Source organism: Lysobacter enzymogenes, assembly GCF_023617245.1.
GTDB lineage: Bacteria > Pseudomonadota > Gammaproteobacteria > Xanthomonadales > Xanthomonadaceae > Lysobacter > Lysobacter yananisis.
This window is the reverse complement of record NZ_CP067396.1, coordinates 1,468,066-1,493,295: the sequence shown is the minus strand read 5'-3', so window position 1 is coordinate 1,493,295 and position 25,230 is coordinate 1,468,066. Positions and strand designations below refer to the sequence as shown.

Annotated in this window: 26 protein-coding genes; 13 read left to right on the top strand and 13 right to left on the bottom strand. The window is 71.5% G+C overall.

Annotation, left to right across the window (positions count from 1 at the left end):
• Positions 1–14: 14 nt before the first annotated feature.
• Complete coding sequence (locus JHW41_RS06430) at positions 15–1,874, bottom strand: DUF1302 domain-containing protein (protein ID WP_250449390.1); 1,860 nt, start codon at positions 1,872–1,874, stop codon at positions 15–17.
• 239 nt (positions 1,875–2,113) lie between these two features.
• Here JHW41_RS06430 and JHW41_RS06425 point away from each other — a divergent pair, with 239 nt between their 5' ends.
• The gene (locus JHW41_RS06425; RefSeq protein ID WP_250449389.1) at positions 2,114–3,430 is read left to right on the top strand and encodes an MFS transporter; all 1,317 of its coding nucleotides are present in this window, start codon (positions 2,114–2,116) and stop codon (positions 3,428–3,430) included.
• A gap of 7 nt (positions 3,431–3,437) precedes the next feature.
• Here the strand turns inward: JHW41_RS06425 and JHW41_RS06420 are convergent, their stop codons facing one another.
• The 3 genes from JHW41_RS06420 to ubiH form a co-directional block, all read right to left on the bottom strand.
• Positions 3,438–3,815, bottom strand: a complete 378-nt coding sequence (locus tag JHW41_RS06420) for a hypothetical protein (protein WP_250449388.1) — start codon at positions 3,813–3,815, stop codon at positions 3,438–3,440.
• A gap of 86 nt (positions 3,816–3,901) precedes the next feature.
• Positions 3,902–5,101, bottom strand: a complete 1,200-nt coding sequence (locus JHW41_RS06415) for an FAD-dependent oxidoreductase (protein WP_250449387.1) — start codon at positions 5,099–5,101, stop codon at positions 3,902–3,904.
• Positions 5,098–6,357 carry a 2-octaprenyl-6-methoxyphenyl hydroxylase gene (ubiH, locus tag JHW41_RS06410; protein ID WP_250450803.1) on the bottom strand — a complete coding sequence of 420 codons (1,260 nt, stop codon included), beginning with the start codon at positions 6,355–6,357 and terminating at the stop codon, positions 5,098–5,100. The genes JHW41_RS06415 and ubiH overlap by 4 nt, the downstream gene beginning before the upstream one ends.
• A 110-nt stretch (positions 6,358–6,467) precedes the next feature.
• Between ubiH and JHW41_RS26525 the strand changes: the two genes are divergently transcribed.
• The 4 genes from JHW41_RS26525 to JHW41_RS06395 all read left to right on the top strand — a co-directional run bounded on the left by JHW41_RS26525 (position 6,468) and on the right by JHW41_RS06395 (position 8,803).
• Positions 6,468–6,557 carry a hypothetical protein gene (locus JHW41_RS26525; RefSeq protein WP_428995517.1) on the top strand — a complete coding sequence of 30 codons (90 nt, stop codon included), beginning with the start codon at positions 6,468–6,470 and terminating at the stop codon, positions 6,555–6,557.
• Between the two features lie 150 nt (positions 6,558–6,707).
• The gene (locus tag JHW41_RS06405) at positions 6,708–7,298 is read left to right on the top strand and encodes a hypothetical protein (protein WP_250449386.1); all 591 of its coding nucleotides are present in this window, start codon (positions 6,708–6,710) and stop codon (positions 7,296–7,298) included.
• A gap of 28 nt (positions 7,299–7,326) precedes the next feature.
• Positions 7,327–7,881: a cob(I)yrinic acid a,c-diamide adenosyltransferase gene (locus JHW41_RS06400; protein ID WP_057948637.1), complete on the top strand. Its 555-nt coding sequence runs from the start codon at positions 7,327–7,329 to the stop codon at positions 7,879–7,881.
• A 7-nt stretch (positions 7,882–7,888) separates the two neighbouring features.
• Positions 7,889–8,803 carry a histone deacetylase family protein gene (locus tag JHW41_RS06395; RefSeq protein ID WP_057948638.1) on the top strand — a complete coding sequence of 305 codons (915 nt, stop codon included), beginning with the start codon at positions 7,889–7,891 and terminating at the stop codon, positions 8,801–8,803.
• A gap of 119 nt (positions 8,804–8,922) precedes the next feature.
• Here the strand turns inward: JHW41_RS06395 and msrB are convergent, their stop codons facing one another.
• Positions 8,923–9,351, bottom strand: a complete 429-nt coding sequence (msrB, locus tag JHW41_RS06390) for a peptide-methionine (R)-S-oxide reductase MsrB (protein WP_250449385.1) — start codon at positions 9,349–9,351, stop codon at positions 8,923–8,925.
• Positions 9,352–9,526: 175 nt separating this feature from the next.
• On the opposite strand from msrB, the gene lptD reads away from it, so the two are divergent.
• From lptD to JHW41_RS06350, 8 genes are all read left to right on the top strand, one after another.
• Positions 9,527–12,088 carry an LPS assembly protein LptD gene (gene lptD / locus JHW41_RS06385; RefSeq protein ID WP_250449384.1) on the top strand — a complete coding sequence of 854 codons (2,562 nt, stop codon included), beginning with the start codon at positions 9,527–9,529 and terminating at the stop codon, positions 12,086–12,088.
• On the top strand, positions 12,085–13,443 hold the full coding sequence (locus JHW41_RS06380; RefSeq protein ID WP_057948640.1) for a peptidylprolyl isomerase: 1,359 nt from the start codon (positions 12,085–12,087) through the stop codon (positions 13,441–13,443). Before lptD ends, JHW41_RS06380 begins: the two co-directional genes overlap by 4 nt.
• 1 nt (position 13,444) lies before the next feature.
• Positions 13,445–14,452 (top strand): 4-hydroxythreonine-4-phosphate dehydrogenase PdxA, encoded by a 1,008-nt coding sequence (gene pdxA, locus JHW41_RS06375; protein ID WP_250449383.1) that lies wholly within the window; start codon positions 13,445–13,447, stop codon positions 14,450–14,452.
• Positions 14,449–15,294 (top strand): 16S rRNA (adenine(1518)-N(6)/adenine(1519)-N(6))-dimethyltransferase RsmA, encoded by an 846-nt coding sequence (gene rsmA, locus JHW41_RS06370; protein ID WP_057948642.1) that lies wholly within the window; start codon positions 14,449–14,451, stop codon positions 15,292–15,294. Before pdxA ends, rsmA begins: the two co-directional genes overlap by 4 nt.
• 138 nt (positions 15,295–15,432) lie before the next feature.
• Positions 15,433–15,816, top strand: coding sequence for a Co2+/Mg2+ efflux protein ApaG (gene apaG / locus JHW41_RS06365; protein ID WP_057948643.1), 384 nt, complete (start codon positions 15,433–15,435; stop codon positions 15,814–15,816).
• A gap of 13 nt (positions 15,817–15,829) precedes the next feature.
• Positions 15,830–16,693 carry a symmetrical bis(5'-nucleosyl)-tetraphosphatase gene (locus tag JHW41_RS06360; protein WP_082644607.1) on the top strand — a complete coding sequence of 288 codons (864 nt, stop codon included), beginning with the start codon at positions 15,830–15,832 and terminating at the stop codon, positions 16,691–16,693.
• Positions 16,694–16,803: 110 nt separating this feature from the next.
• Positions 16,804–17,532 (top strand): DUF1287 domain-containing protein, encoded by a 729-nt coding sequence (locus JHW41_RS06355; RefSeq protein ID WP_250449382.1) that lies wholly within the window; start codon positions 16,804–16,806, stop codon positions 17,530–17,532.
• On the top strand, positions 17,529–18,206 hold the full coding sequence (locus JHW41_RS06350) for a hypothetical protein (protein ID WP_250449381.1): 678 nt from the start codon (positions 17,529–17,531) through the stop codon (positions 18,204–18,206). Before JHW41_RS06355 ends, JHW41_RS06350 begins: the two co-directional genes overlap by 4 nt.
• Before the next feature lie 21 nt (positions 18,207–18,227).
• Here JHW41_RS06350 and JHW41_RS06345 read toward each other — a convergent pair whose 3' ends face one another.
• The 8 genes from JHW41_RS06345 to JHW41_RS06310 form a co-directional block, all read right to left on the bottom strand.
• Positions 18,228–18,737: a dihydrofolate reductase gene (locus tag JHW41_RS06345; protein ID WP_250449380.1), complete on the bottom strand. Its 510-nt coding sequence runs from the start codon at positions 18,735–18,737 to the stop codon at positions 18,228–18,230.
• A gap of 100 nt (positions 18,738–18,837) precedes the next feature.
• Positions 18,838–19,365 carry a hypothetical protein gene (locus JHW41_RS06340; protein WP_250449379.1) on the bottom strand — a complete coding sequence of 176 codons (528 nt, stop codon included), beginning with the start codon at positions 19,363–19,365 and terminating at the stop codon, positions 18,838–18,840.
• A gap of 155 nt (positions 19,366–19,520) precedes the next feature.
• On the bottom strand, positions 19,521–20,315 hold the full coding sequence (locus JHW41_RS06335; protein WP_250449378.1) for a thymidylate synthase: 795 nt from the start codon (positions 20,313–20,315) through the stop codon (positions 19,521–19,523).
• Between the two features lie 3 nt (positions 20,316–20,318).
• On the bottom strand, positions 20,319–21,212 hold the full coding sequence (gene lgt / locus JHW41_RS06330) for a prolipoprotein diacylglyceryl transferase (protein WP_057948648.1): 894 nt from the start codon (positions 21,210–21,212) through the stop codon (positions 20,319–20,321).
• A 193-nt stretch (positions 21,213–21,405) separates the two neighbouring features.
• A complete protein-coding gene (locus JHW41_RS06325) occupies positions 21,406–21,891 on the bottom strand; it encodes a TPM domain-containing protein (protein WP_250449377.1) in 486 nt (161 codons plus the stop codon).
• The gene (locus JHW41_RS06320; protein ID WP_428995516.1) at positions 21,891–22,784 is read right to left on the bottom strand and encodes a TPM domain-containing protein; all 894 of its coding nucleotides are present in this window, start codon (positions 22,782–22,784) and stop codon (positions 21,891–21,893) included. Before JHW41_RS06320 ends, JHW41_RS06325 begins: the two co-directional genes overlap by 1 nt.
• 26 nt (positions 22,785–22,810) lie before the next feature.
• Complete coding sequence (locus JHW41_RS06315; protein ID WP_250449375.1) at positions 22,811–24,151, bottom strand: TPM domain-containing protein; 1,341 nt, start codon at positions 24,149–24,151, stop codon at positions 22,811–22,813.
• Between the two features lie 50 nt (positions 24,152–24,201).
• Positions 24,202–25,224: a TPM domain-containing protein gene (locus tag JHW41_RS06310; protein WP_250449374.1), complete on the bottom strand. Its 1,023-nt coding sequence runs from the start codon at positions 25,222–25,224 to the stop codon at positions 24,202–24,204.
• Positions 25,225–25,230 lie beyond the last annotated feature (6 nt).

The following is a 25,230-nucleotide window of genomic DNA, read 5'->3' as shown; positions in this document are numbered from 1 at the left end:
TCAGCGCACCACGCTCAAAACATCGCCCCCACCGCCACGCTCGCATAATCGTGATCCGCCAACGGATCGTAATGCGCGCTGCCCGCGTAATCCGTGTAACCGAAACTCGCGAAGTAGCGCTGCCCGTACTTCGCCGTCACGCCGAGCGTCAGCTGTCGCCGGTCCTCGACCAACTGATTGTCGATCGCGAATCCGCGCACATCGTGGCCGAAGCTCATCATCGGCGACACCGTCCAATCCGCGCCGACCGCGTAATCGAGCTGCGCGCGCAAGCGGTAGCCCCAGGCATTGCGCGTGTAGAAGCCCTTGTCGAGGCAGCCGCGCGGATTCTGGATCGGCGGGCACGCGCCGCCGTAGCCCTGCGGCGAGAAGCCCCAATGGAAGCCGCGGCCGTAGCGCGCCTGGTCCAGTCCCGGCAAGTCCGCGCGGCTGTACATGGCCTCGCCCGCCAGCGTCGCCTGCTTCGCGCCGAACATACCGGCGAAGCTGCGCTGGACGTTCAACATCGCTTGGTCTTTGTCGACCCGGTCGTAGCCGCGCAACACCGCGCCCGGCGCCAACGCCGCGTTGCGCGCGCCGATCGGCCCGCCGTTGCTGGTCAGCGCGCGGAACATGTCGGCGGTGTTGAGTTGCACCGGTTGGCCGCGCGTGTGCGAAAGCTCGGCGCCGAGCTGCCAGCCGCGCCAACGGGCCTGCGCGCTCAGGCCGAGGATGCGGATGTCGTCGGGGTATTCCCAGATCTCGCGGATCGTCGACAGGCGCGCCGACAACTGCGCGTAAGTCTCGGGCACGCCGGCCGCGATCAGGCGCGGCGCCAGGGTCGGATCGGTGCGCGCCGGGTCGATGACGGTCGCGTCCAGGTACGGCGCGCGCGAGTTGATCCGCAGGTAGTAGGCGCCCCAACCGCGGCCGCTGGCCTCGTCGCGATAGCGCAGCGACAGCCCGTACTGGCCGCGGTCGCTGCCGTAACGGTCGCGATCGCGCGGCAAGATCGCGCCCATCGATTGCATGAAGCCGTCGCTGAGCCACGGCCCCGCGCCCGCCGACGCGGTGTTGAGCGGGTAATAGGCGTTGGACTGGATGCCGGCGCAGCCGCGCTCGATGCCCAAGTCGCTGCCGGAGAAGAAGGTGCCGCAGGGGTCGTACTCCGACGGCCGCCAGTTCCATTGCCAGAAGCCTTCCAGGCTCAGCTTCGGGTCCAGCGTCCATTTCGCCCACAGCATCTCCACCGGGATCTGCGCTTCGCTGGCGGCGTCGGTGCCCGGCCGGCGCAAGCTGGTGTAGTCGACCGGATTGATCTGGTTGACGCCGCTGAAGAACACGCCGCCGCCCCACTTCACCGCCTGCTTGCCGACGCGCAAGTCCAGCGCGCTGTCGTCGTCGAGCTTGAAGTGTCCGTACGCATACGCGTTGAGCCACAGGAACCCGGAGAACCGGTTCGAACGCGAGAATCCGGCGTCGCTGAGCGGCGCGGAGGGATCGAAGCCGTTGGGCACGTTGCCCTGGCGCACCTCGCTACGATCCAGGGTCGCGTCGTACCAGGTGCGCGCGCTGAGGTTGAGGCCGACCTCGCGGTACTTCAGGTCCACCGACTGCACGATCTTGAACAGGCTGGAAAACGCGTCGCCACGGTCGAAATTGAGATTGCCGTCGTCGGCGGTGTCGGCGCCGGTGCCGCCCTTGGGCCGGCCGTCGGACGCATAGCCCTTGCCGAGCAAGTGCGGCTGCGCCTTGCCCGCGCGCACGGCGGTGCCGGCGACGATGCGGGTGTTCCATTGCCCCTGGATGCGGCCGTCGGCCAACTCGAAATCGGCAGCCCGTGCGGGCGCGACGGCCAGTGCGCAGGCCAGCGCCGCGACGATCGATGTGGACAAAACACACACTCGATACGTGAACGAACGACGCGAAAAATCACCGGAAAACAGCTGAAAACCCGACATGCGAACCGATCCTGCAGAACTGCTGCAGGGTTTCTAGCACCGCCGCGGCGAAACCCGCACTACTACTTTAGGCTGTGTTCCGCCGCGCCCCGGTTGTGCCCGCGCGCAGTTGCGGCATAGTGCGATGCCAGTCCCGTCCGAGTCCGCCGCAGTCCATGAATCCGCCGCCGCCGATGCATTCCGACGCCGTCGCCGCCGCGCCCGCCGGCGCCCCACCGCTGAGCCGCAAGGACACCCGCACGCTGCTGCTGTCGGCGTTGGGCGGCGCGCTGGAGTTCTACGATTTCGTGATCTTCGTCTTCCTGACCGAGACGCTGCGCAAGCTGTTCTTCCCGGTCGGCACGCCCGAGTGGCTGGGCACGCTGCAGGTCTACGGCATCTTCGCCGCCGGTTATCTGGTGCGGCCGATCGGCGGGGTGATCATGGCCCACTTCGGCGACCGCTCCGGGCGCAAGCGCATGTTCACCCTGAGCGTGTTCCTGATGGCGCTGCCGACGCTGTTCATCGGCCTGCTGCCGACCTACGCGCAGATCGGCATCGCCGCGCCGCTGCTGTTGCTGGCGCTGCGCATCGTCCAGGGCATCGCCATCGGCGGCGAAGTGCCCGGCGCGTGGACCTTCGTCGCCGAACACGCGCCGCGCGGCCGGGTCGGCTTCGCCTGCGCCTCGCTGTCGGCCGGGCTCACCGCCGGCATTCTGATCGGCTCGCTGGTCTCCACCGCGGTCAACACCTGGCTGGCGCCGGCCCAGGTGCTGGACTGGGGCTGGCGCGCGCCGTTCGTGCTCGGCGGCGTGTTCGGCTTCCTCGCCGTGTACCTGCGCCGCTGGCTCAGCGAGACGCCGGTGTTCACCGCGATGCGCGAGAGCCGCCAGTTGGTGCGCGAACTGCCGCTCAAGCAGGTGCTGCGCGAGCACCGCGCCGGCGTCGTGCTGTCGATGCTGGTGACCTGGCTGCTGACCGCGGCGATCGTGGTGATCATTTTGATGACCCCGACCATCGCGCAGCAGGCGTTCAAGATGGAAGCCTCGCGCGCCTTCGTCGGCAACAGCCTGGCGGCGTTCTTCCTGACCTTGAGCGCGATCGGCGGCGGCTGGCTGGTCGACCGCATCGGCCGCGGCCGCGCGCTGTTGATCGGTTCGCTCGGCGTGCTGGTCAGCAGCTTCGCGCTGTACTACGACCTCAACCACGGGGCGCACAACTTCCTGCTGCTGTACGCGCTGGCCGGGGTGTTCGTCGGCGTGGTCGGGGTGATCCCGGCGGTGATGGTGGCCGCGTTCCCGGCGCCGGTGCGGTTCTCGGGGCTGTCGTTTTCCTACAACGTCGCCTACGCGGTGTTCGGCGCGGCCACGCCGCCGCTGATCGGCGGTTACCTCGCGCCGCATTTCGGCGGCATGGCGCCGGCCTACTACGTGATGGCGGTGGCGCTGGTCGGGGTGGCGGTGTCGGCGTACCTGTTGAGCAATCCGCGCCAGCAGTTCCACGAAGACTGAGCGCGCGTCAGCACACCATCACGAAGTACACGCCGAAGATCGACAATCCGGCGATCCAGCAGCCCAGCATCGCCAGACAGGCGAGCAGTATCCAGGCCGCGCGCAGCCAGCCGCCGCGGCCGAGCGTGCTGCGCACGGCGACGACGGGCAAGGCCAGACCGAGCAGCGCGAACAGGCACAACACGGTCCAGCCGAGCGCCCAGAACGCGAGCGATTTCTCGCCGTATTCCGGCGGGCATTGGGTCGTGGCCAGCGACAACGCAGGCCACAGCGCGCAGGCGAGCGCTGCGCAGCGCTTCGTGCGGCGTCTCCAGGGGCCAGCGGGCGCAAAATCAAAATGGATTCCGGCTTTCGCCGGAACGACGGCAGGAGGGAGTCGTTTCATTCCACGTCGGGCGCGCAACTTCCCAGCCGTCGTTCCGGCGAAAGCCGGAATCCATTTTGACTTTGACTTCACCGCCGCCAACCCACTCATACCCCCGCCGCGCGGCGCCAGAAGAAATGCGCCAGCGGCGGCAGCTTGCCGGCCAGCCCCAGCAGCGGCCCGCGCGCCAGGGTGGCGACGAGGTCGTCGTTGGAGAACAGCTTGTTCAAGCCGTCGAAGCCGTAGGCCGCCAGCGCGTTCTCGCTGCGCCGCTCGCGCGCCCAACGCGCCAGCCGGTGCGGCGAGCCCGGATCGGCGCCGTGGCGGCGCGCCTGCCGCAGGCTCGCGCGCAGCCCGGCGACATCGCGCAGGCCGAGGTTGACGCCCTGCCCCGCCAGCGGATGCACGACGTGGGCGGCATCGCCGATCACCGCCACCCGCCCGGACACGTAGCGCTGCGCCAGTTGCCGGCGCAGCGGGAACGCGGCGCGCGCCGACACTTTCGTCAGCGCGCCCAGGCGGCCGGCGAAGGCGCGTTCGAGTTCGCCCAGGAACGCGGCGTCGTCCGCCGCCAACAGCCGCTCGGCTTCGGCGTCGGGCAGAGTCCAGACGATGGAACTGCGCCGGTCGCGCGCGCCGTCGTCGCCCTGCGTCGGCAGGAACGCGACCGGCCCGCCCGGCAGGAAGCGCTGCCAGCAGGTCGCCTCGTGGCTGCGTTCGCTGTCGATGTAGGCGACCAGACCGCGCTGGCCGTAATCGTGCGCGGGCGCCTCGATTCCGGCCAGCCGGCGCAGCTTCGATTCGGCGCCGTCGGCGGCGACCACCAGCCGCGCGCGCAGGCGCTGGCCGCCGGCCAGGGCCACGCCGACGCTGTCGCTGCCATCGCGCTCCAGCGCCTCGACGTATTCGGGGCAATGCAGTTGCACGCCGGCCTGCGGCAGCGCCGCCCACAGCCGGTCGACCAGCAGGCCGTTCTCGACGATCCAGCCCAGTTCGCGGCGGCCGAACGCGTCGGCGTCGAAGGCGATCTCGCCGCCGCCGGCCGCGTCCCACACCCGCATCGCGCGATACGGCTGCGCGCGCGCGTCGCGCACCGCGCTCCACACGCCGAGGTCCTGCAGCAGCGCGGCGTTGTCGGGCGCGAACGCGTACACGCGCAGGTCCGGCCGCAGCGGCGACCACGGCGCGGGTTCGCGCGCTTCGACCAGGGCGACGTCGAAACCGTCGTGGGCGAACGCCAGCGCCGCGGCCGCGCCGACCACACCGGCGCCGACCACCGCCACGTCCAGAATCTCGCGCCGGCTCATGCGCGGCCTCCGCGTTCGCCACCGGAAACCGCGGCGGCGCGGTCGTTGCGGCACAGCGCCGGCACGTCGCCGCGGTAGCCCATCGCGCCGCCGACCAGGAACGACTGCGCGCTGGCCAGGCGGTCGAACGCGAACAGGCCGAGGCTGCGCAGCGGCCGCATCAGCTCGGTGTCGTTGGCGCTGAGCCGCGCCAGCCCGTCGGAGAAACCGACGGTGCGTTCGCGGTCCTCGCGCCGACGTTCCAGATAACGCGCCAGCAGCGCGTCGCTGCCGCAATCGCCGTCGCCGGCGCGGCGCCGGTCTTCGATCAGTTCGGCCAGGGTCATCGCATCGCGCAGGCCCAGGTTGAAGCCCTGCGCGCCGATCGGGTGGATGGTCTGGGCGGCGTTGCCGACCAGCACCGCGCGCGCCGCGACGGTGCGCTGCGCCAGCACCCGGATCGCCGGATACAGGCTGCGCGCGCCGCAACTGAGCAAGCGCCCGGCGCGCCAGCCGAACGCGTCCTGCACGCGCGCCAGGAAACCGGCTTCGTCGAGCCCGGCGACCGCGTCGGCATCGACGCTGGCGACGCCGTGGATCAGGCCGTAATGGCGGTCGCCGCGCGGCAGCAGCGCGGTCGGGCCATCGCGGCCGAGGCGCTCGTAGGCGGTGCCGTCGGGCGCGCGCTCGCCGCGCAGGCGCGCGACGAACAAGGTCTGGCCGTAGTCGTGTTCCTCGGTGCCGATCCCCAGCGCCTCGCGCACGCCGCTGCGGGTGCCGTCGGCGGCGACCAGCAGGCGCGCGCGCACGGTCCGCTCCCCCGCCCCGTCGGCCAGCCGCACCGCTCGCCAGCCTTCGCCGCCGTCGGCCAGGCCGACGAAGCGCACCGGCCGGTAGCGCAGCAGCCGCGGCAGTTCGGCCAGGCGCGCTTCCAGCGCTTCGCCGAAGTCGCGCGCCACCACCACCCGGCCGAACTCCTCGCGGCCGTAGCGTTGCGCTTCGAGCACGGTGCGGCCGAAATCGCCGCGGCGGCTGATGTGGATGCGCCGGATCGGCCCGGTCGGCGCGCGCAGCCGGGCCAGCACGCCGAGCGCGTCGAGGGCGTTGAGGGTGGCTTCGGCGAAGCTGAGGTTGCGTTCGTCGAACACCGCCGGCAGCGCGCCGGGCGGGGCGGCCTCGACCAGGCCCACGTCGAGGCCGATGCGGTCCAGGGCGATGGCGAGACTGGCGCCGACCAGGCCGCCGCCGACGATCAGGACATCGTGGCTGGCGTGAATGGCGGGGTCGGGCGCGCCGGCGGAAGAATGCGGCGTGGCGTCGGAAGTCATGGGGTTCATGATACTGGCGCGGTCGCTAAGCGGGTGTTCGCGGATGTCGCAGCGCCGCGATCGGGCACAAAAGCATTGGGCGGCCTGAAGGCCCTCCCACCACAGCCCGGGCTTCGGGCGACGGCACGGTGCCCAGCGCCAGCCTGTAAGGCGCTTGTGGGAGGGCCTTCTGGCCCGGCGCTTTCCGACCAGCCCACCGGAATCAATCACTTAGCCCCAAGCCCCGACCCAGTCGGCACATTCGCCCCCAGCTTCTTTAGAATGGCCGCATCGACGCCGCCGCGTCCGGAGCCCGATCCATGAAGCCGAACACCCGCAACAGCCTGATCCTCGCCCTGCTGGCCGTGTTGATGGTCGCCACCCGCGTCAATCACTGGACGCCGATCCCCGACGCGTCGTGGGCGGTGTTCTTCATCGGCGGCTTCTACCTGCGCAACTGGACCCGCTGGGCGTTCCCGGCGCTGATGGCGCTGGCGGTGCTGATCGATTACGCGGTGATCAGCCGCATGGGCATCAGCTTCTGGGACCACTACTGCGTCTCGGCCGCGTACTGGTTCCTGGTCCCGGCGTACTTCGCGATGTGGGCCGGCGGCCTGTTCGTCGCGCGCAACTACAAGCGCAGCTGGAGCACGCTCGCCACCGCCGCGATCGCGCTGCTGGCCTCGGTCGCGGTGTGCCAGCTGCTGAGCCAGGGCAGCTTCTACTGGATCTCCGATTCGGTGCAGAACAAGAGCGTCGCCGGCTGGGCCGCCAATTACTTCGAATGGCTGCTGCCGTACCTGCGCACCACCGCGACCTACGTCGGCATCGCCGCGGTGGTCCAGGCGATCGCGGCGTCGGCCAGCAAGACCGCGCTGCCGGCGCAATCCGACGACGCGCGCAAGCGCTGATCGGCCGCGCGCCGGACCGACCGACCCGATGGGCAACCGCCTCTCCAAGATCTACACCCGCACCGGCGACGACGGCTCCACCGGCCTCGGCGACGGCAGCCGCACCGGCAAGGACTCCGCCCGCGTCGGCGCCTACGGCACGGTCGACGAAGCCAATTCGACCATCGGCCTGATCCTCGCCGCCGAACTGCCGGACGAAGTGCGCGAGCAACTGGTGTCGATCCAGCACCAGATGTTCGACCTCGGCGCCGAGCTGTGCATCCCGGGCCACGCGGCGATCTTCGCCGCCGACATCGACCGGCTCGAACACTGGCTCGACGCGCACAACGAGCACCTGCCGCCGCTCAAGGAATTCATCCTCCCGGCCGGCGGCGAGGCCGCGGCGCGCTGCCACATCGCCCGCACCGTGGTCCGCCGCGCCGAGCGCGAGGCCGTGGCGCTGGCGCGGGTCGAGGACATCCGCCCCGAGGCCGTGCGTTATCTCAACCGCCTGTCCGACCTGCTGTTCGTGATCGCGCGCGTGCTGGCGCGCGCCGGCGGCCACGGCGAGGTCACCTGGAACCACGAGCGCCGCAAGGCCTGACCGCACCGTGCGCGTCTATACGCATCCGGCCTGCACGCGCCACGACCCGGGTCCGGGTCACGCCGAGCGGCCGCTGCGTCTGGTGGCGGTGACCGAATCCCTGCGCGAAGCCTTCGCCGAGCGCCTGCACTGGTGCGAGGCGCCGGCGGCGAGCCGCGGCCAGTTGCTGCGCGCGCATTCCGACGAACTGCTGGCGCTGGTGCTCGACACGCCGGTCGACGGCCCGGTCCAGCTCGATCCCGACACCGTGCTCGCGCCGGGCTCGGCCGAAGCCGCGCTGCGCGCCGCCGGCGCCGGCGTGGCCGCGGTCGATAGCGTGCTCAAGGGCGAGGACCGCCGTGCGTTCTGCGCGGTGCGTCCGCCCGGCCACCACGCCACCGTGCATGCGGCGATGGGCTTTTGTCTGTTCAACAACATCGCCGTCGCCGCCGCCCACGCCTGCGACAAGCACGGGCTGGCGCGGGTCGCGGTGATCGACTTCGACGTCCACCACGGCAACGGCACCCAGGCGATCTTCGACAGCGATCCGCGGGTGCTGTACGTCAGCTCGCACCAGTTGCCGCTGTATCCCGACACCGGCTACGCGCACGAGCGCGGCATCGGCAACATCGTCAACGCGCCGCTGCCGGCGGGCACCGGCAGCGACGGCTTCCGCCGGGTCTGGCGCGAGCGCCTGCTGCCGATCGTCGACGGCTTCCGTCCGCAGCTGGTGCTGATCTCGGCCGGGTTCGACGCGCACAAGCGCGACCCGCTGGCGCAGATCGAACTCGACGGCGAGGACTTCGCCTGGCTCACCGCGGAACTGGTCGCCATCGCCGAGCGGCATGCGGCCGGGCGGGTGGTGTCGATGCTGGAAGGCGGCTACGACCTGGCCGCGCTGCGCGAAAGCGCGGTCGCCCACGTCGGCGCGATGCTGGCCTGAGCGGCGCGCCCCGGTGAGGGCGGCGCGGGTCGCGGCCGCGATAACTCGGCTTGCGGCGCGACCAGCCACCCCGCGGTCGCGGCTTGCGCCGCTGCTACAGGGGGCTTCGGCTGGCTCGATCAGGCTTCGGGCTTGGCTTCGAAGTCCAGCGACGCCGAATTGATGCAATAACGCAACCCGGTCGGGCGCGGGCCGTCCGGAAATACGTGCCCCAGGTGCGACTGGCAACGCGCACATTTGACTTCGATCCGGCGCATTCCGTGACTCTCGTCGGCATGCTCGCTGACCGCTTCGGGCCGGATCGGCTGGTAGTAGCTCGGCCAGCCGCTGCCCGAGTCGTACTTGGTGTCCGAGCCGAACAGCGGCTCGCCGCAGGCCACGCAGGTGTAGGTGCCGGCGTCCTTGTGGTTCCAGAAGCGGCCGGTGAACGCCCGCTCGGTGGCCGAGCAGCGGCAGATCGCGTACTGCTCCGGCGACAGTTGCTCGCGCCATTCAGCTTCGGTCTTCTCGACCGGGACGGCGGGGCCGGGGACGGGGTGCTGGCTCATGATCTCCTCCTGGGTGGACGGCGCCGCGTTGCCGGCGCGATCGGCGGGGAATCCCGGCCGGTCCGGCGAAACTTGCAAGATGAACGCCGATGACTCCCAGATGGCGTTCGCGTTGCCCGCTTGCAAGGGATGGGGCAATCTAACCGCCGTTTTTCCCCGTCTGCCGGATGCTCGCGTGCGCAAACCCCTCCGCCTGCTCCCGTTGTCGCTCTGCATCGCCATCGCCCTGCCCGCGTACGCGGCGGACGACAACGAGAACTGGGGACTGTGCCCGCTGATCGATGCGGTCCCGTCCTTCAACGACGCCCCCGCCCCGACCGGCACCGCCGACCAGCGCGCCAGCCAGCCGACCGCGATCGACGGCGGCACCCTGGAGCGCGCCGGCGACGAGCAGAACATCGTCGTCCAGGACAACGTCCGGCTCAGCCGCGGCGACCAGTTCCTCGGCACCGACAAGCTCAGCTACAACCAGGAAAGCGGCAAGTACACGGCCGAGGGCCACGTCCGCTACCAGGACTCGAGCATGCGCCTGGTCGCCGAGCACGCCGAGGGCGACCAGAACGCCGACAAGCACCAGATCGACGACGTCGAGTACCAGCTGACCTCGCGCCGCGGCAACGGCGGCGCCGAGCGGATCGAACTCAACGGCGCCAAGGGCTCGCTGCTGAGCTCGACCTATTCCACCTGCGCGCCGAACCAGCGCGCCTGGGAACTGCGCGCCCACCGCATCGACATCGACACCGAGGAAGGCATGGGCGTGGCGCGCAACGCCACCCTGCGCATCGGCAAGATCCCGGTGCTGTACGTGCCGTGGTTCATGTTCCCGGTCGACGACCGCCGCCGCACCGGCCTGCTGTATCCGAACATCGGCATGTCCGGCAAGAACGGCTTCGACTGGCGCCAGCCGATCTACCTCAACCTGGCGCCGAACTACGACGCGACCCTGTTCCCGCGCTACATGAGCCGGCGCGGCGCGAGCCTGGGCGTGGAGTTCCGCTGGCTGTACGAAAACGGCTCGGGCGAGACCTACGTCAACTGGATGCCGCGCGACGATCTCTCGCGCAAGGATCCGGACCGCTACACCTACTACATCCGCACCGGCGACCCGTTGCCGACCATCCCCAAGGACGACATGCCGCGCGACAACCGCGGCGAGTTCGCGTTCAAGGGCGTGCACCGCTTCGACGGCACCTGGTACGCCGGCGCCAACCTGGCCTGGGTCAGCGACAAGTACTACCTGCAGGACTTCAGCAACAGCCTGTACAGCCAGTCGACGATCTCGCTGCGCAGCGAAGTCGGCCTGTACGGCCGCGGCCGCTACTGGGACGCGAGCATCATCGCCGACCACAACCAGCTCGCCGACTTCACCCTGCGCGAGAACTCGCTGGCCTTCGACCGCCTGCCGCGCGCGACCTTCCACTGGGCGCAGCCGGTGCAGCCGTGGCTGGAAACCGGCGTGGACACCGAGGCGGTGCGCTTCCAGCACGCCGACCTCAAGTTCGTCGCCAACGACCCCACCCCCGGGATTCCGGAGAGCCGGCGCCAGAGCATCCCCGGCGGCAGCCGCTTCGACGTCAAGCCGTACATCAGCTTCCCGCTGGAAGGCGCGGCCTGGTTCATCCGGCCCAAGCTGGCCTGGCGCTACACCGCCTACGAGCTCGACGGCGAGATGGCCGCGCAGATCGCCGACGCCCGCGCCAACAGCTTCATCGCCAACAACCCCGGCACGGTCAAGACGCCGGAGCTGGTGCGCAGCTTCTACGACAAGTCGCCGACCCGCAGCCTGCCGATCACCTCGATCGACGCCGGCCTGTACTTCGACCGCGAGACGGTGATCCGCGGCGACAACTACGTGCACACGCTGGAGCCGCGCGTGTTCTACCTGCGCGCGCCGTACCGCGACCAGGACGCGATCCCGCTGTTCGACACCAACCCGATGTCGTTCAGCTGGGGCGCGCTGTTCCGCGACAACCGCTACTCCGGCGCCGACCGCCAGACCGACGCCAACCAGCTGACCACCGCGCTGACCACCCGCCTGATCAACTCCGAGGACGGCCGCGAACGGCTGGCCGCGAGCATCGGCCAGATCCAGTACTTCGACGACATCCGCGTGGTCGCCGGCGCCGAAACGCCGATCAAGCAGGGCAAGTCGGCGTGGGTCGCCGACGTCAGCGTCTCGCCGACCGACCGCTGGACCATCAACGCCACCTACCAGTGGGACCCGCGCCTGCGCAGCGAGGACGTCGCGACCCTGCGCGCGCGCTACCTGTTCCGCAACAGCGGCGTGGTCAACTTCGCCTACCGCTACCGCCGCAACCTCGCCGCGCCGCCGGGCTCGCCGAGCGACATCGCCGATCAGTACGAACAGGCCGACGTGTCGTTCCTGTATCCGATCAACGACAACTGGAGCGTGGTCGGCCGCTATTACTACTCGATCAAGGACAGCCGTCCGCTCGAGCAGATCGCCGGCGTGCAGTGGGAAAGCTGCTGCCTGGCGGTGCGCGCGATCGCCCGTCGCTACCAGCGCAACCGCTCCGAAGACCTGAACAGCTCGTTTCAGGTGGAGTTCGAACTCAAGGGCCTAGGCTCGGCGGGCCAGAACACGGAGCGGGTATTGCGCCGTGCTATTCTCGGCTACAACCGCGACGACCTCTATTTGACGCCTCCGTCCCCCTCGATCAGCCGCGAAAACCGCGGTCCGGGCGGCGACGAGGCCATCCTCGACCCGACCCTATGAACAATCGTTTTGCCCGCGCCCTGACCGCTGGCGTCCTGGCCACCGGCCTGCTGATCGGCGTCGCCCAGGCCCAGGAGCTGCAGCCGATCGACCGCATCGCCGCGGTCGTGGACGAGGACGTCATCCTCAAGACCGAGCTCGATCGCGCGGTCGCCAACATCCTCGGCCAGTACGCCGGCCGCAGCGAGCAATTGCCGCCGCGCGACGTGCTCGAACGGCAGGTGCTCGAGCGCCTGATCCTGCTCAAGCTGCAGGTCGCCCAGGCCCAGGGCACCGGCGTGCGCGTAACCGACCAGGAGATCGAGCAGGCCATCGCCGGCATCGCCCAGTCCAACCGCCTCAGCGTCGACCAGCTGCGCCAGCAGCTGGCCCGCGACGGCAGCTCCTACGCCGACTTCCGCAATTCGATCCGCGACGAGCTGCTGGTCCAGCGCCTGCGCCAGCGCTTCGCCCAGACCCGGGTCTCGGTCAGCGACGCAGAAATCGACGCCGCCCTGGCCGCGCAGGCCAACACCGGCACCCAGTACCACCTGGCCCACATCCTGATCGCCCTGCCCGAAGGCGCCACCGCCGAGCAGATCGCCACCGCGCAGAAGAAGGTCGACGGCGTCAAGGCGCTGATCGACAAGGGCGAGATGGACTTCAACGCCGCCGCCGTGCGCTATTCCGACAGCCCCAACGCGCTGGAAGGCGGCGACCTGGGCTGGCGCAGCGTGGACGAGATCCCGGCCGCGTTCGCCGACATGATGAAGGCGATGAAGGCCGGCCAGGTCACCGCGCCGCTGCGCGGGCCGAGCGGCTTCCAGCTGCTCAAGCTGGTCGAAGTGCGCGACGCCTCGCAGTCCGGCCCGCAGATGGTCACCCAGTACCACGCCCGCCACATCCTGGTGCGCGTCAACGACCAGACCACCGAAGCCCAGGCCAAGGCCAAGGCCGAGACCCTGCGCGCGCGCATCGCCGGCGGGGCCAAGTTCGAGGACGTGGTCAAGGAAAGCAGCGAAGACCTCGGCACCCAGTCCAAGGGCGGCGACCTGGGCTGGTTCATGCGCGACGAATTCGGTCCCGAGTTCGGCGGCGCGGTCGCGGCCCTGGCCGACAACGAAGTCTCGCAGCCGATCCACACCACCGCCGGCTACCACGTGGTCCAGCGCCTGGGCACGCGTGAGAGCGACGTGTCCAACCAGAGCAAGCGCGCGCAGGTCCAGGAGACCATCGGCCGGCGCAAGCTGGAAGAGGAATGGAACCGCTTCCTGCGCGAGAAGCGCAGCGAAGCCTACGTCGACTTCCGCATGGGCAAGGGCTCGGAAGGCAACCAACCGGGTACCGAGACCACGCTGCCCACCAAGGGCGGCTGACGTGACCCCGCCCCGGCTCGCGCTGGTGCCGGGCGAGCCGGCCGGCGTCGGGCCGGAGCTGTGCGTGCGGCTGCTGCAACGGCCGCGCGACTACGATCTGATCTGCTACGCCGACCCGCGCAGCCTGCGCGCCGCGGCCGACGCGCTCGCCTTGCCGCTGACCCTGCTGCCGCCGGACCGCCCCTCGCGGGCGCCGGGCGAAGTGGCCGTGGTCGAGATCCCCAATCCCGTACCGCCGGCCTTCGGCACGCCCGAGCCGGGCAACGCCGCGGCGGTGATCCAGGCCCTGCGCGACGCCGCCCAGGCCTGCCTGGACGGGCGCCTGGACGGGGTGATCACCGGCCCGGTGCACAAGGCGGTCATCAACGAGGGCGGCATCGCCTACACCGGCACCACCGAGCTGCTGGCGCAACAGGCCGGCTGCGAGGTGGTGATGATGCTCGCCAACGACATCGTCCGGGTCGGCCTGGCCACCACCCACCTGCCGCTGCGCGACGTCGCCGACGCGATCGCGCCGGAGCCGCTGGCGCGCACCCTGCGCATCGTCGATGCCGCCCTGCGCGGCGACTTCGGCCTGGCGCGCCCGCGCATCGCCGTGCTCGGCCTCAACCCGCACGCCGGCGAAGCCGGGCACCTGGGGCGCGAGGAGATCGAAGTGATCGAACCGGTCCTGGCCGCGCTGCGCGGCGAAGGCCTGGACCTGATCGGCCCGCTGCCCGCCGACACCGCGTTCCTGCCGGCCAAGCTGCAGGGTTTCGACGCCGTGGTCGCCATGTACCACGACCAGGGCCTGCCGGTGCTCAAGTACAGCGGCTTCGAGCGCGCGGTGAACCTGACCCTGGGCCTGCCCTACCCGCGCGTCGCCGTCGACCACGGCACCGCGCTCGACCTGGCCGGGCGCGGCCTGGCCGATCCGTCCAGCCTGATCGCCGCGGCCGACGCCTGCGCGCGCATCGCCCACATCCGCTCGACCCGCAGCGACCGCAACCCGCCCGGAGGCTCGCCATGACCGGCACCGCCAAGACCCACGCCAAGGGCTTCAAGCCCGAGGCGAAAAAGCATCTGGGCCAGCACTTCCTGCACGACGCCAACGTCATCGCGATGATCGTGCACGCAGTGGACCCCAAACCCGGCGACCGCCTGGTCGAGATCGGCCCCGGCCAGGGCGCGATCACCTTCCCGCTGCTGGACCGCCACGGCGAACTGACCGTGATCGAGTTCGACCGCGACCTGATCTTCCCGCTCACCGAGACCGCACGCGCGCACGGCACGCTGGAAGTGATCCATCGCGACGTGCTCACCGTCGATTTCAGCGCGCTGGCGCACAACGGCGGCCCGATCCGGCTGGTCGGCAACCTGCCCTACAACCTGTCCTCGCCGATCCTGTTCCATGCCCTGGAGCACGCCGCGGCGATCCGCGACATGCATTTCATGCTGCAGAAGGAAGTCGTCGACCGCATGGCCGCCGCACCCGGCAGCAAGGTCTACGGCCGCCTCAGCGTGATGCTGCAGGCCTATTGCCAGGTGATCGCGCTGTTCGACGTGCCGCCAGCCGCGTTCCGGCCGCCGCCGAAGGTCGATTCGGCGGTGGTGCGGATGATTCCGCTGGCGCCGGACCGGATCGGCATCGACGACCACGCCCTGTTCGCGCGCCTGGTCCGCGACGCCTTCGGCCAGCGCCGCAAGACCCTGCGCAACGCGCTCTCGCTGGTCTGCGACGGCGCCTCGATCGAGGCCGCCGGCGTGCGTCCCGACGCGCGCGCCGAGCAACTGGAAGTGGCGCAGTTCGTGCGCCTGGCCAATTGGCTGCGCGCCCACGACAAGGTCCTGCCCGATCCCTCCGCGAGCTAGCGGACCGCCATCGCCGCGGCCCGGCGGCGCCTGCCCGCGCGGCGCCGCCGCGGCCGCGTTTTTTCGTCCGTCCGCGCCATCGCGCGCCGCCGCGACGGCTCATTCCCGCTTCATCCCCGCTTTGCTTAAACTGCCGCCATGAACCGCCCCACCGAATACGTCTTCGACATCGACGTGGCGACCCGCTACCTGGACGACCAATCCGCTCCGGAGCAGGATCGCTACGTGTTCGCCTACACCATCCACATCCGCAACGCCGGCACCGTGCCCGCACGCCTCATCTCGCGCCATTGGGTGATCACCGACGCGAACGGCAAGGTGCAGGAAGTGCGCGGCGACGGCGTGGTCGGCGAGCAGCCGTGGCTGCGTCCGGGCGACGACTTCGAATACACCTCCGGCGCGGTGCTGGAGACCAGTCTGGGGACGATGGAAGGCACGTACGCGATGGTCGCCGACGACGGCACCCGCTTCGACGCGCCGGTGCCGACGTTCACCCTGACCATCCCGCGTACCCTGCACTGAGCGCGGACGGCACATGAGCGTTTGGGCAATCGGCGACCTGCAAGGCTGTTACGACGCCACCCAGCGGCTGCTGGAACGGCTGAAGTTCGACCCGGCGCAGGACAAACTCTGGTTCTGCGGCGACCTGGTCAACCGCGGCGGCCAATCCCTGGAAACCCTGCGGCTGGTGCACTCGCTGCGCGAGCACAGCACCGTGGTGCTCGGCAACCACGACCTGTCGCTGCTGGCGATCGGCCAGCGCACCGAGGAAGAGAAGCGCAAGGTCAACCCCGACCTGCAGCGCATCGTCCTGGCCGACGACGGCGAAGCGCTGCTGGACTGGCTGCGCATGCAGAAACTCGTGCACGCCGACCGCGCGCTCGGCTGGATGATGGTGCACGCCGGCATGGCGCCGAAGTGGACCACCTCGATGGCCGAGCGCCACGCGCGCGAGGTCGAGGAACGGCTGCACGGCGACCAGTACCGGCGCCTGCTCAAGAACATGTACGGCGACCGCCCGGCCTGGAATCCCAAGCTGGCCGGCATCGACCGCCACCGCGCGATCATCAATATCTTCACCCGCCTGCGCTATTGCACCCCGCGCGGCCGCATCGCGTTCGAGGACAAGGGCGCGCCGGGCACCCAGCCGGTGGGGCTGTATCCCTGGTACGAAGTGCCGGGCCGGGCCGAGCGCGACCTGAAGATCGTGTGCGGGCATTGGTCGACGCTGGGCTTGTTCATCGGCCACGGCGTGCACGCCATCGACACCGGCGCGGTCTGGGGCGGCAAGCTCACCGCGCTGCAGTTGGACACCGACGAACTGCGGCTGGTGCAGGTGCCCGGCCGCGACGTGCCGGCGAATCCGCCGCGGCCGCGGCCGCCGCGCCAGCCGGGCTGACGGAGACGCGCATGCGCCACGGACGGCCGCGAACGCAGCAATCGCCACGGCCCGCGCTCGTCGCGGGGCCCGGTCGCGCCAGCGCGCCCGAGCCGGCGCGCGCGGCGTCGATGGAGGCCGCGACGCGGCCGTTCGCATCGGCGGCGCGTGCGCGCGCCGGCGGCGCATCCGCGCCGTGGCGCGGCGCCGTCGCGACGCTGCTCATCGCCGCCCTCGCCGCCGGCTGCTCGCAACCCGCCTCGCCGCCGGCCGAACGCTCGCCCGCCGACGCCACGCCGCCTGCCGCCGCCGAACCCGCGAAGCCGTCGCCGCCGTTGGTCGCCGCCGCGCGCGCGCAAGTCGGCGTGGTGCGCCTGTACGACCCGGCCTACGTGCGGCTCGGCTACCCCGGCGGCGACGTCGCGCCCGACCGCGGCGTCTGCACCGACGTGGTGATCCGCGCCCTGCGCGTGCAGGGCCTGGACCTGCAGCAGCGCGTGCACGAGGACATGCGCGCGAACTTCGCCGCCTACCCGTCGCTGTGGCGGGCGAGCGCGACCGACCGCAGCATCGACCACCGCCGCGTGCCGAACCTGCGCCGCTGGTTCGAACGCCAGGGCTGGTCGCTGCCGGTCAGCGCCGACGCCGCCGACTACCGCGCCGGCGACGTGGTGACCTGGGACCTCGGCCGCGGCCAGACCCACATCGGCATCGTCTCCGACCGCCGCTCCTGGGACCGCCGCCGGCCGCTGATCCTGCACAACATCGCGCGCGGCACGCAGGAGGAAGACGTGCTGTTCGCCTATGCCGTCACCGGCCGTTATCGCCCGCAGCTGCCGCCGGCGGTCGCCAGCCGATGAACTCGCCCGAGACGCCCGCGCCGGGCCAGGGCGGCCCCAATCGCCGGCTCGCGGCCGAGATCGATGCGCGCGAATACCGCCGGCGCAGGCCCGGCCCGATCCTGCTGATGGGCGCCGCGGTCGTCGCGGCGCTGGTGTTGACCGACATCGTGCGCAGCAACCTGCGCCAGTCGCAGATCGAGGCCGACGCCGCCGCGCGGGCGACCGCGCAACGCGCCGCGGCCGCCGCGGACACCGCCGCTGCTGCCGCGACCGCGACCGGCCCGAGCGCCAGCGACCGCATCGTCGGGCGCGCCTTCGACACGATGCTGGCCGAGCTGCGCGCGCGAAGCGCCGCCAGCGCCGAGGCGCGCGAGCGCACGGCGCGCTACCGTTCGCTGTTGCAACGGACCATCGCCGCGTCCCGGCTCGAACTTGAGATCGAGCGGTTCGAATGCGGCCCGCACCTGTGCATCGGCTCGCTGCTCGGCGATGCCGCGGCCTATGCCCGCTTCGGCGATGCGGCCCGCAAGGCGCAGCCGCCGCTGTCTGCGTTCGCCGATTGGTCCGCCGCCGCGGACGTAGGCACGGACGCAGGCGCGACGCAGCACCGCTTCCTGCTGCCGTTGAACGCGGACGACGATGCGGACGGCGCGCCCGCACCGGCCCGCGAAGAACCCGGCGCCCGGCCCTGAGCGAGGCCGGCGCCGCGCGGGTCAATCCATGCCCAGGCGGACGTAATCCACGTACTCGAAATCGAATTCGTTGCGCTCGTCCGCGCGATGGCGATCGCGCGCGGTCTCGCGCCACTCGGCCGGGTCCAGGCGCGGGAAGAACGCATCCGCGCCGGCGACTTCGGTGTCGACCCGGGTGAGATACAACCGCGTCGCGGACGGCAGGCACAGCGCGTAGACCTCGCCGCCGCCGATCACGCACAGCTCGGCGGCGCCGTCGGCCGCGGCGAGTTCCAGCGCCTGTTCGGTCGAACCCACCGCTTCCATGCCGGCGAACGGCACTTCGCCGGACCGGGTCAGCACCAGGTTGCGCCGGCCCGGCAGCGCGCGGCCGAGCGATTGCGCGGTCTTGCGGCCCATCAGCAACGGCTTGCCCAGGGTCAGCGCCTTGAACCGCTTGAGGTCGTCGGACAGGCGCCAGGGCAGCGCGTTGTCGCGGCCGATGGCGTGGTTGCGGTCGAGCGCGGCGATCAGGCTGAGCTGGAGGGTCATGCGGAACTCCTTGCTTTGCGGCAGCTGGCGTTGCAGCAGCTTGCGTTACGGCGCGCGCAGGCGCGCGGTGCGCGCCGCCGCGGCAGCGGCGGACGGACGCTCATTCGAACCAATCCGCCAAGCGTCCGCTGCGCACGAATTCGCCGGTCGTGCCGGCGTCGAAGTCGCCGTACTCGACGTCGTCGAGCTTCCAGCGGTCGTCCTCGCGCAGCATCAGCGCGCGGCCGCGCCAGCGCAGCGGCGGCTCGGAACGGTCGTAGACGAATTCGAGTTCGACGCTTTCGCGGCCCGGTCCCAGCGCAGTGCGCGCGCCGACCCGGTAGCCGGTCGCGCCCTCGTCCAGGCCGGTGAACATGTCGCCTTCGAGGTAGGGCGGCTTGAGCCCGGGCTGCTCGGCGATCATCCGGTCGCGCTCGCGCGCGGCCGGCGCCATCAACGCCAGCAAATGCCGCGACAAATAGGGCCGGTAGCGCGCGAGGTCCTCGCCGACCGGCAGGCCGCTGGCCCGCAGCTGCATGTGCAGGTCGTAGAGCCCGCGCACCGCGTCGGTCGCGCTGCCGTCGGGCAGGGAGCCGACGGCTTCGGGCTCGGCGCGCACGCCCGGTTCGGGCACGGGGGGCGGCGCCATGGGCGGATCAGGCGGCCGCGGCGAAACGGTTGCGGCCGCGGGCGCGGGGCGTTCGTCCTTCGCGGCCGGCGCGGCCGGGCGCGCGCAGGCGACCAGGCCCAGCGACAACAGCAGCCACGCCGCCAGCTGCGGGCCGACGCGCGCCATCGCCGCGCTCAGACCGCGACCGGCGCCTTGATCGCCGGCGCCGGATCGTAACCTTCGATGGCGATGTCGTCGTAGCCGAACGCGAACAGGTCGGTCACCGTCGGATCGAGCTTCAGCCGCGGCAGCGCGCGCGGCTCGCGCGCGAGCTGTTCGCGCGCTTGCTCGAAGTGGTTCGAATACAGGTGCGCATCGCCGAGCGTGTGGACGAAATCGCCGACGCCCAGCCCGCACACCTGCGCGACCATGTGGGTCAGCAGCGCGTAGCTGGCGATGTTGAACGGCACGCCGAGGAAGATGTCGCCGCTGCGCTGGTACAACTGGCAGCTGAGCTTGCCGTCGACCACATAGAACTGGAACAGCGCGTGGCACGGCATCAGCGCCATCTTCGGCAGGTCGGCGACGTTCCAGGCGCTGACCATCAGCCGGCGCGAATCGGGATTGCGCTTGATCTCCTCGACCACCCAGCGGATCTGGTCGATCTCGCCGCCGGCGCCGTCGCTCCAGCTCCGCCACTGCTTGCCGTAGACCGGGCCGAGCTCGCCGTCGGCATCGGCCCATTCGTCCCAGATGCTGACCTTGTTGTCCTTCAGGTAGGCGATGTTGGTCGCGCCCTGCAGGAACCACAGCAGCTCGTGCACGATCGAGCGCAGGTGCAGTTTCTTGGTGGTCACCAGCGGGAAGCCCTGGTTCAAGTCGAAGCGCATCTGCCAGCCGAACACGCTGCGCGTGCCGGTGCCGGTGCGGTCGGACTTCTCCGCGCCGTGTTCGAGTACGTGCCGCAGCAGGTCGAGGTATTGGCGCACGGCTCAGCCCTTGGCCGGCTCGGCCGCCGGCGGTTGCGGTTGCAGGGTCGGCGAACGGGTCGACAGCCACAGCCAGAACAGGCCGAGCACGATCAGCGGCACGCTCAGCACCTGGCCCATCGTCAACCAGCCGAAGGCGAGATAGCCGTGGTCGCCGAGCTGTTGGTCGGGCACGCGCACGAATTCGACCAGGAAGCGGAACGCGCCGTACAGCAGCGCGAACAGGCCCGAGACCGCATAGCGCGGACGCGGCTTGCGCGAGAACCACCACAGCAGCGCGAACATGGTCAGCCCCTCCAGCGCCGCCTGGTACAGCTGCGAGGGATGGCGCGCGTAGCGCTCCAGCGCGCCGGCGGCGAACTGGGTCTGCAGCTGCTGCGCGCTCCAGTTGGCGAACTCCGGCGCGCGCGGGAACACCACGCCCCAGCCGCCGTCGGTGAACTTGCCCCACAACTCGCCGCCGATGTAGTTGCCGAGCCGGCCGAAGCCCAGCCCCGGCGGCACCAGCGGGGCGATGAAGTCGGCGGTGTCGAAGAAATGGGTGCGATGGCTGCGCGACCACCACCACATCGCCGCGACCACGCCGAGCAGGCCGCCGTGGAAGCTCATGCCGCCTTCCCAGATGCGCAGCAGCATCAGCGGATCGCGCATCAGGTCGGCGAAGCCGTAGAACAACACGTAGCCGATGCGGCCGCCGAGGACCACGCCGAGCATGGCGTAGAACAGCAGGTCGCCGTAGGCCTGCTCGCCGACCCCGGGCAAGCGCCCGGCGCGGACCCGTTGCCGCCCCAGCCACCACGCGGTGACGAAGCCCAGCAGATACATGATTCCGTACCAGTGGACTTGCAGCGGGCCGAGGGAGATCGCGATCGGATCGATCTGGTGCAGGATGATCATGCGGCGGGACGGGCTCGGAAAGACGCTCGACGGAGCGGGAGACCGACCTATTGTGCCCCAGCGCGCCCGCGCGCAGGGTGCGGGCTGCGGCCGCTGGAGCGCGGGCCGCGTCGCGTTCGGGCGGCGTTCGGGCAGCGCCTGCTAGAGGCCGCCGGGCGCGCGCCGACCGGCGCCCGCCGCGGACCGCGCCGCGTTACAGCAGTACCGGCGCGTCCGCCAGTTCGTTGCCGGCGCCCGCGCCGCTGCGCGGGAAGGCCTGGGCCATGACCTCGTTCAACGCGGCGATGCCGCCGAGCACCGCCGCCTCGGCCTCGCCGGCCGCCAGCGCGCGCTGGATGCCGTCGCACACCGCCTGCCAGCGCTCGTCGCCGATCCGGCGCGCGTAGCCGCGGTCGGCGACGATCTCGATGCGGTGATCGGCGAGCAGCAGATACAACAGCACGCCGTTGTTGCCGACGGTGTCCCACACCCCGAGCTGGGCGAACGCGGCGCGCGCGGCCTGGCGCGCGTCGCGCCCGGCCAGCAAGTCGCGCCAGCCCAGCCGCGATTCCACCGCGAAGCGCAGCTGGCCGGCATGGTGCGCTTCGCCGGCGGCGATCGCCTCGGCGATGCGGCGCAGGCTGGCCGGCGGGAAACGCCAGCGCGCCGACGGCGCGAACAGATGCCTGAGCGCGCGCATCACCAACTCCCCGAGGCGCCGCCGCCTCCGCTCGAACCGCCGCCGCCGGACCAACCGCCGCCGCCTCCACCGCCGCCGCCTCCACCGCCACCGCCGCCGCCCCAGCCGCCGCCGTACCCGCCCCAGCCGCCGCTGCTGACGTAGTGCCCGCCGCCGCGCCCGAACAGGGAAAAGAAGAAGCCCGCCGCCACCGCCAGCGCGACCAGCCCCCACGACATCGACAGCAGCCACGCGACCGCGCCCGCGCCGGCGCCGCCGACCAGCGCGCGCAACAGCGCCGGCACGCCGCCGAGCACGCCGCGGACCAGGGCCGAACCGATCATCGCCAGCACCAGCGCCATCACCCAGTTGCCGCCGCCGTCGCCGCCTCCCTGGGCGCCCTGCCCGCCGGCGCCCATCGGTTCGGGCAGCGGTTCGCCGTCGATCAGCCGCGCCAACATCGCGGTGGCGTCGATCAGGCCGCCGGCGTAGTCGCCGGTGCGGAACTTGGGCCCGAGGTATTCCTGGATGATGCGGCCGGATTGGGCGTCGGTGATCGCGCCTTCCAGGCCGTAGCCGACTTCGATGCGCACGCGCCGGTCGTCCTTGGCCACCACCACCAGCACGCCGTCGTCGACGCCCTTGCGGCCGAGCTTGAACTGCTCGAACGCGCGCACGGCGTACTGTTCGATCTCCTCGGGCCGCGTCGTCGCCACCATCAGCACCTGCAGCTGGCTGCCCTTGCGCTGTTGCAGCGCGCGCGCCTGCGCATCCAGCTGCGCGCGCGCGCTGGCGTCGAGGGTGCCGGTGGTGTCGACCACCGGCGAATCCAGCGGCGGGATCGGCACTAGCTGTTGCGCGAACGCGGTCGCGGCCAGCAAGCACAGGCCCAGCGCCAGCAGCGCGCGGCGCAGGTTCGGTCCGACCATCGCGCCCGGGCTCACCATGATCCGCTCGCTCCGCCGCCGCCGCTGCGTCCGCCGCCGCCGGACCAGCCGGTGTCGCCGGCGCCCGAGTCGCTCGATTCAGAACGGCTCGGTCCCGAATGGCTCGGTCCCGCGTCGCCGGAACGCTGCTTGCGTTCGCTATCGCCGTTGCGCCGGCGCCCGCCACGGCCGTCGCGCTTGCGCGAACGCCCGCCCCAGATCTCGCCGTTGAGCAGGAACACCAGCACCCAGGCGAGGTAAGCGAACAGGCCGACGCCGAGCCAGCCGCCGCCGCTGAGGCCGGACGGGTCGCCGTCGGTCATGCGCAGCAGCACGCGCCACGCCAGCCAGGCGATGGCGGCCAACGCGCCGGCGCGCAACGCGAAGCCGAGCCGGCCGCGCTCCTGCCAGGCGATCATCGGCGGCGCGATCGCGCCGACCAGCAACGGCGTGGCGAACAGCACCGCCACCGCGCCCATACCGATGTCGCCGGGCGCGGGCACGCCGCGCCGCACCAGCGCCGCGCCGAGCGCCGCGACCGCCAGGCCGACCGCCGCCGCGCCGGCCACGCTGCGCAACCAGCGCCAGCGCGGCAAGGCCAGGCCGAGCGCGCCGGCGGCCGCGCCGCACAGCAGCGGCAACCACAGCCACGCCGGCCCGCTCCACACCCAGGCCGCCACCGCGGGCGGCAGCAACGCCGCCGGCGCGGCCCATGCCAGCGGCCAGCCGCGCCGCTGCGCGCACCAACCCAGCACCAAAGCGAACGCGGCGCCCAGCGCGCAGATCCGCGCAAGCGGGCTCCATGCCGACGCGGCGGCCGCATACGCGTCCGCCCCCGGCGCCGGCAGCGGCTCTTGTTCGATCAACGCGGCCAATGCGGCGCTGGCCGCGTCCACGCCCGCGTCGTACTCGCCGCGCGCCAGGTGCGGCAGCAGGTAGGCGGACAGCACGTCGCGCGCGGCCGCGTCGGGAATGCGCCCTTCCAATCCGTAGCCGGCCTGGATACGCGCGCGGCGGTCGTCGCGCGCGACCACCAGCAGCACGCCGTCGTCGATACCGCGACGGCCGAGCGCCCAGGCGTCGAACACCCGCTGGGCGTAAGCGTCGATGGATTCCGGCGCGGTGCTGGCGACGATCAACACCTGCAACTGCGCGCCCTTGCGTTCGCGCAACTCGCGCGCGCGCGTCTCCAATTTTTCGCGGGTGTCGGGCCGCAACGCGCCGGCCAGATCCTGCACCGGCGAATTCAGAGTCCGTGAATCCAGCACTGGAGCCACGTTCGCCGGCGCGGGCGCGCGGGCCTGCGCCGATAGCGCCAACGCCCAGGCGAACAGGCACAGCAATGCGACGATCATCGCGCCGCATTGAAGCGGCCGCGCGCGTAGCGATGCGCCGTCGGCCGCCATCACCAACGCCCCGAGGCGCCGCCGCCGTCGCTGCTCCCGCCGCCGCCCGAGTAGCTGCTGGAATCGCTCGAGCTGGACGAACTAGACGACGACCGGCGCCGCCGGCGCTGTTCTTCGTCGCGATCGTCCCAAGGCCGGCCGCGTCCGCCGTCGCCGCTGGCGAACGCGCTGACCCAGGCGAAGGCCGACGCGATGTAGGTCAGCAGCGCCATCGGCATCCATCGCTGCCACTCGGGCAGGTCCGGCGCGAGCTTCGGTACGGTGATGAAATAGGCGGCCACCGCCACCACGGCGATCAGCGCCCAGCGGCCGAAGAACGCCGCAGGCCCTGTGCGCCACGCCGCGCGCATGCCGAACAGCGGGATCAGCACGAACGGCGAGCAGAGCGCGCCGACGAAGATCCAGAACGGCCACGGCATGCCGCCGCCGCTCCGCGGCTCGGGCAGCGGCGTGCCGTCGATCAAACCGATCAAGGCGTCGTAGGCGCGCTCCAGCCCGCCGGGGTAATCCTCGTCGCGGAACGCCGGAGCGAGGATCTCGTCGATCACGCGCTGCGCGGTGTCGTCCGGGATCGTCGCTTCGAGCCCGCGGCCGAGATGGATGCGCATGCGCCGGTCGCGCTTGGCCACCACCACCAGCACGCCGTCGTCGATCCCGGCGCGGCCGGGCTGCCATTGCGCGAACACGCGTCCGGCGTAGGCGCCGATGTCTTCGCCGCTGGTGCTGTCGAGCATCAGCAGCATCACCTGCGCGCCCTTGCGCCGCTGCAGTTCCAGCGAGCGTTCGCCGAGCCGCGCCACCGCGGCCGCGTCGAGCGTGCCGGTGAGGTCGACGACCGGGCCGGTCAGTTTCGGCACCGCCGCGACGGCCGGCACATCGACGGCCACGGCCTGCGCGCCTTCGGCCGGACGCGTCTCGGTGACCGGCGCCGGCTCGCGCGCGGCCAGCGGCGCGGCGCACAGCCACAGCGCGGCCAGCCAGGCCGCCCATGGCCGCGAGCGTCGGCGCGGAGCGCGGCTCATCGAGCG

Excerpts from the sequence above, each read along its gene's own strand:
- JHW41_RS06425 (WP_250449389.1), top strand. The coding sequence starts at position 2,114 with ATGCATTCCGACGCCGTCGCCGCCGCGCCCGCCGGCGCCCCACCGCTG.
- JHW41_RS06420 (WP_250449388.1), bottom strand. The coding sequence starts at position 3,815 with ATGAAACGACTCCCTCCTGCCGTCGTTCCGGCGAAAGCCGGAATCCAT.
- JHW41_RS06415 (WP_250449387.1), bottom strand. The coding sequence starts at position 5,101 with ATGAGCCGGCGCGAGATTCTGGACGTGGCGGTGGTCGGCGCCGGTGTG.
- JHW41_RS06405 (WP_250449386.1), top strand. The coding sequence starts at position 6,708 with ATGAAGCCGAACACCCGCAACAGCCTGATCCTCGCCCTGCTGGCCGTG.
- JHW41_RS06400 (WP_057948637.1), top strand. The coding sequence starts at position 7,327 with ATGGGCAACCGCCTCTCCAAGATCTACACCCGCACCGGCGACGACGGC.
- msrB (WP_250449385.1), bottom strand. The coding sequence starts at position 9,351 with ATGAGCCAGCACCCCGTCCCCGGCCCCGCCGTCCCGGTCGAGAAGACC.
- JHW41_RS06380 (WP_057948640.1), top strand. The coding sequence starts at position 12,085 with ATGAACAATCGTTTTGCCCGCGCCCTGACCGCTGGCGTCCTGGCCACC.
- rsmA (WP_057948642.1), top strand. The coding sequence starts at position 14,449 with ATGACCGGCACCGCCAAGACCCACGCCAAGGGCTTCAAGCCCGAGGCG.
- apaG (WP_057948643.1), top strand. The coding sequence starts at position 15,433 with ATGAACCGCCCCACCGAATACGTCTTCGACATCGACGTGGCGACCCGC.
- JHW41_RS06360 (WP_082644607.1), top strand. The coding sequence starts at position 15,830 with ATGAGCGTTTGGGCAATCGGCGACCTGCAAGGCTGTTACGACGCCACC.
- JHW41_RS06355 (WP_250449382.1), top strand. The coding sequence starts at position 16,804 with ATGGAGGCCGCGACGCGGCCGTTCGCATCGGCGGCGCGTGCGCGCGCC.
- JHW41_RS06350 (WP_250449381.1), top strand. The coding sequence starts at position 17,529 with ATGAACTCGCCCGAGACGCCCGCGCCGGGCCAGGGCGGCCCCAATCGC.
- JHW41_RS06345 (WP_250449380.1), bottom strand. The coding sequence starts at position 18,737 with ATGACCCTCCAGCTCAGCCTGATCGCCGCGCTCGACCGCAACCACGCC.
- JHW41_RS06340 (WP_250449379.1), bottom strand. The coding sequence starts at position 19,365 with ATGGCGCCGCCCCCCGTGCCCGAACCGGGCGTGCGCGCCGAGCCCGAA.
- lgt (WP_057948648.1), bottom strand. The coding sequence starts at position 21,212 with ATGATCATCCTGCACCAGATCGATCCGATCGCGATCTCCCTCGGCCCG.
- JHW41_RS06325 (WP_250449377.1), bottom strand. The coding sequence starts at position 21,891 with ATGCGCGCGCTCAGGCATCTGTTCGCGCCGTCGGCGCGCTGGCGTTTC.
- JHW41_RS06315 (WP_250449375.1), bottom strand. The coding sequence starts at position 24,151 with ATGATCGTCGCATTGCTGTGCCTGTTCGCCTGGGCGTTGGCGCTATCG.
- JHW41_RS06310 (WP_250449374.1), bottom strand. The coding sequence starts at position 25,224 with ATGAGCCGCGCTCCGCGCCGACGCTCGCGGCCATGGGCGGCCTGGCTG.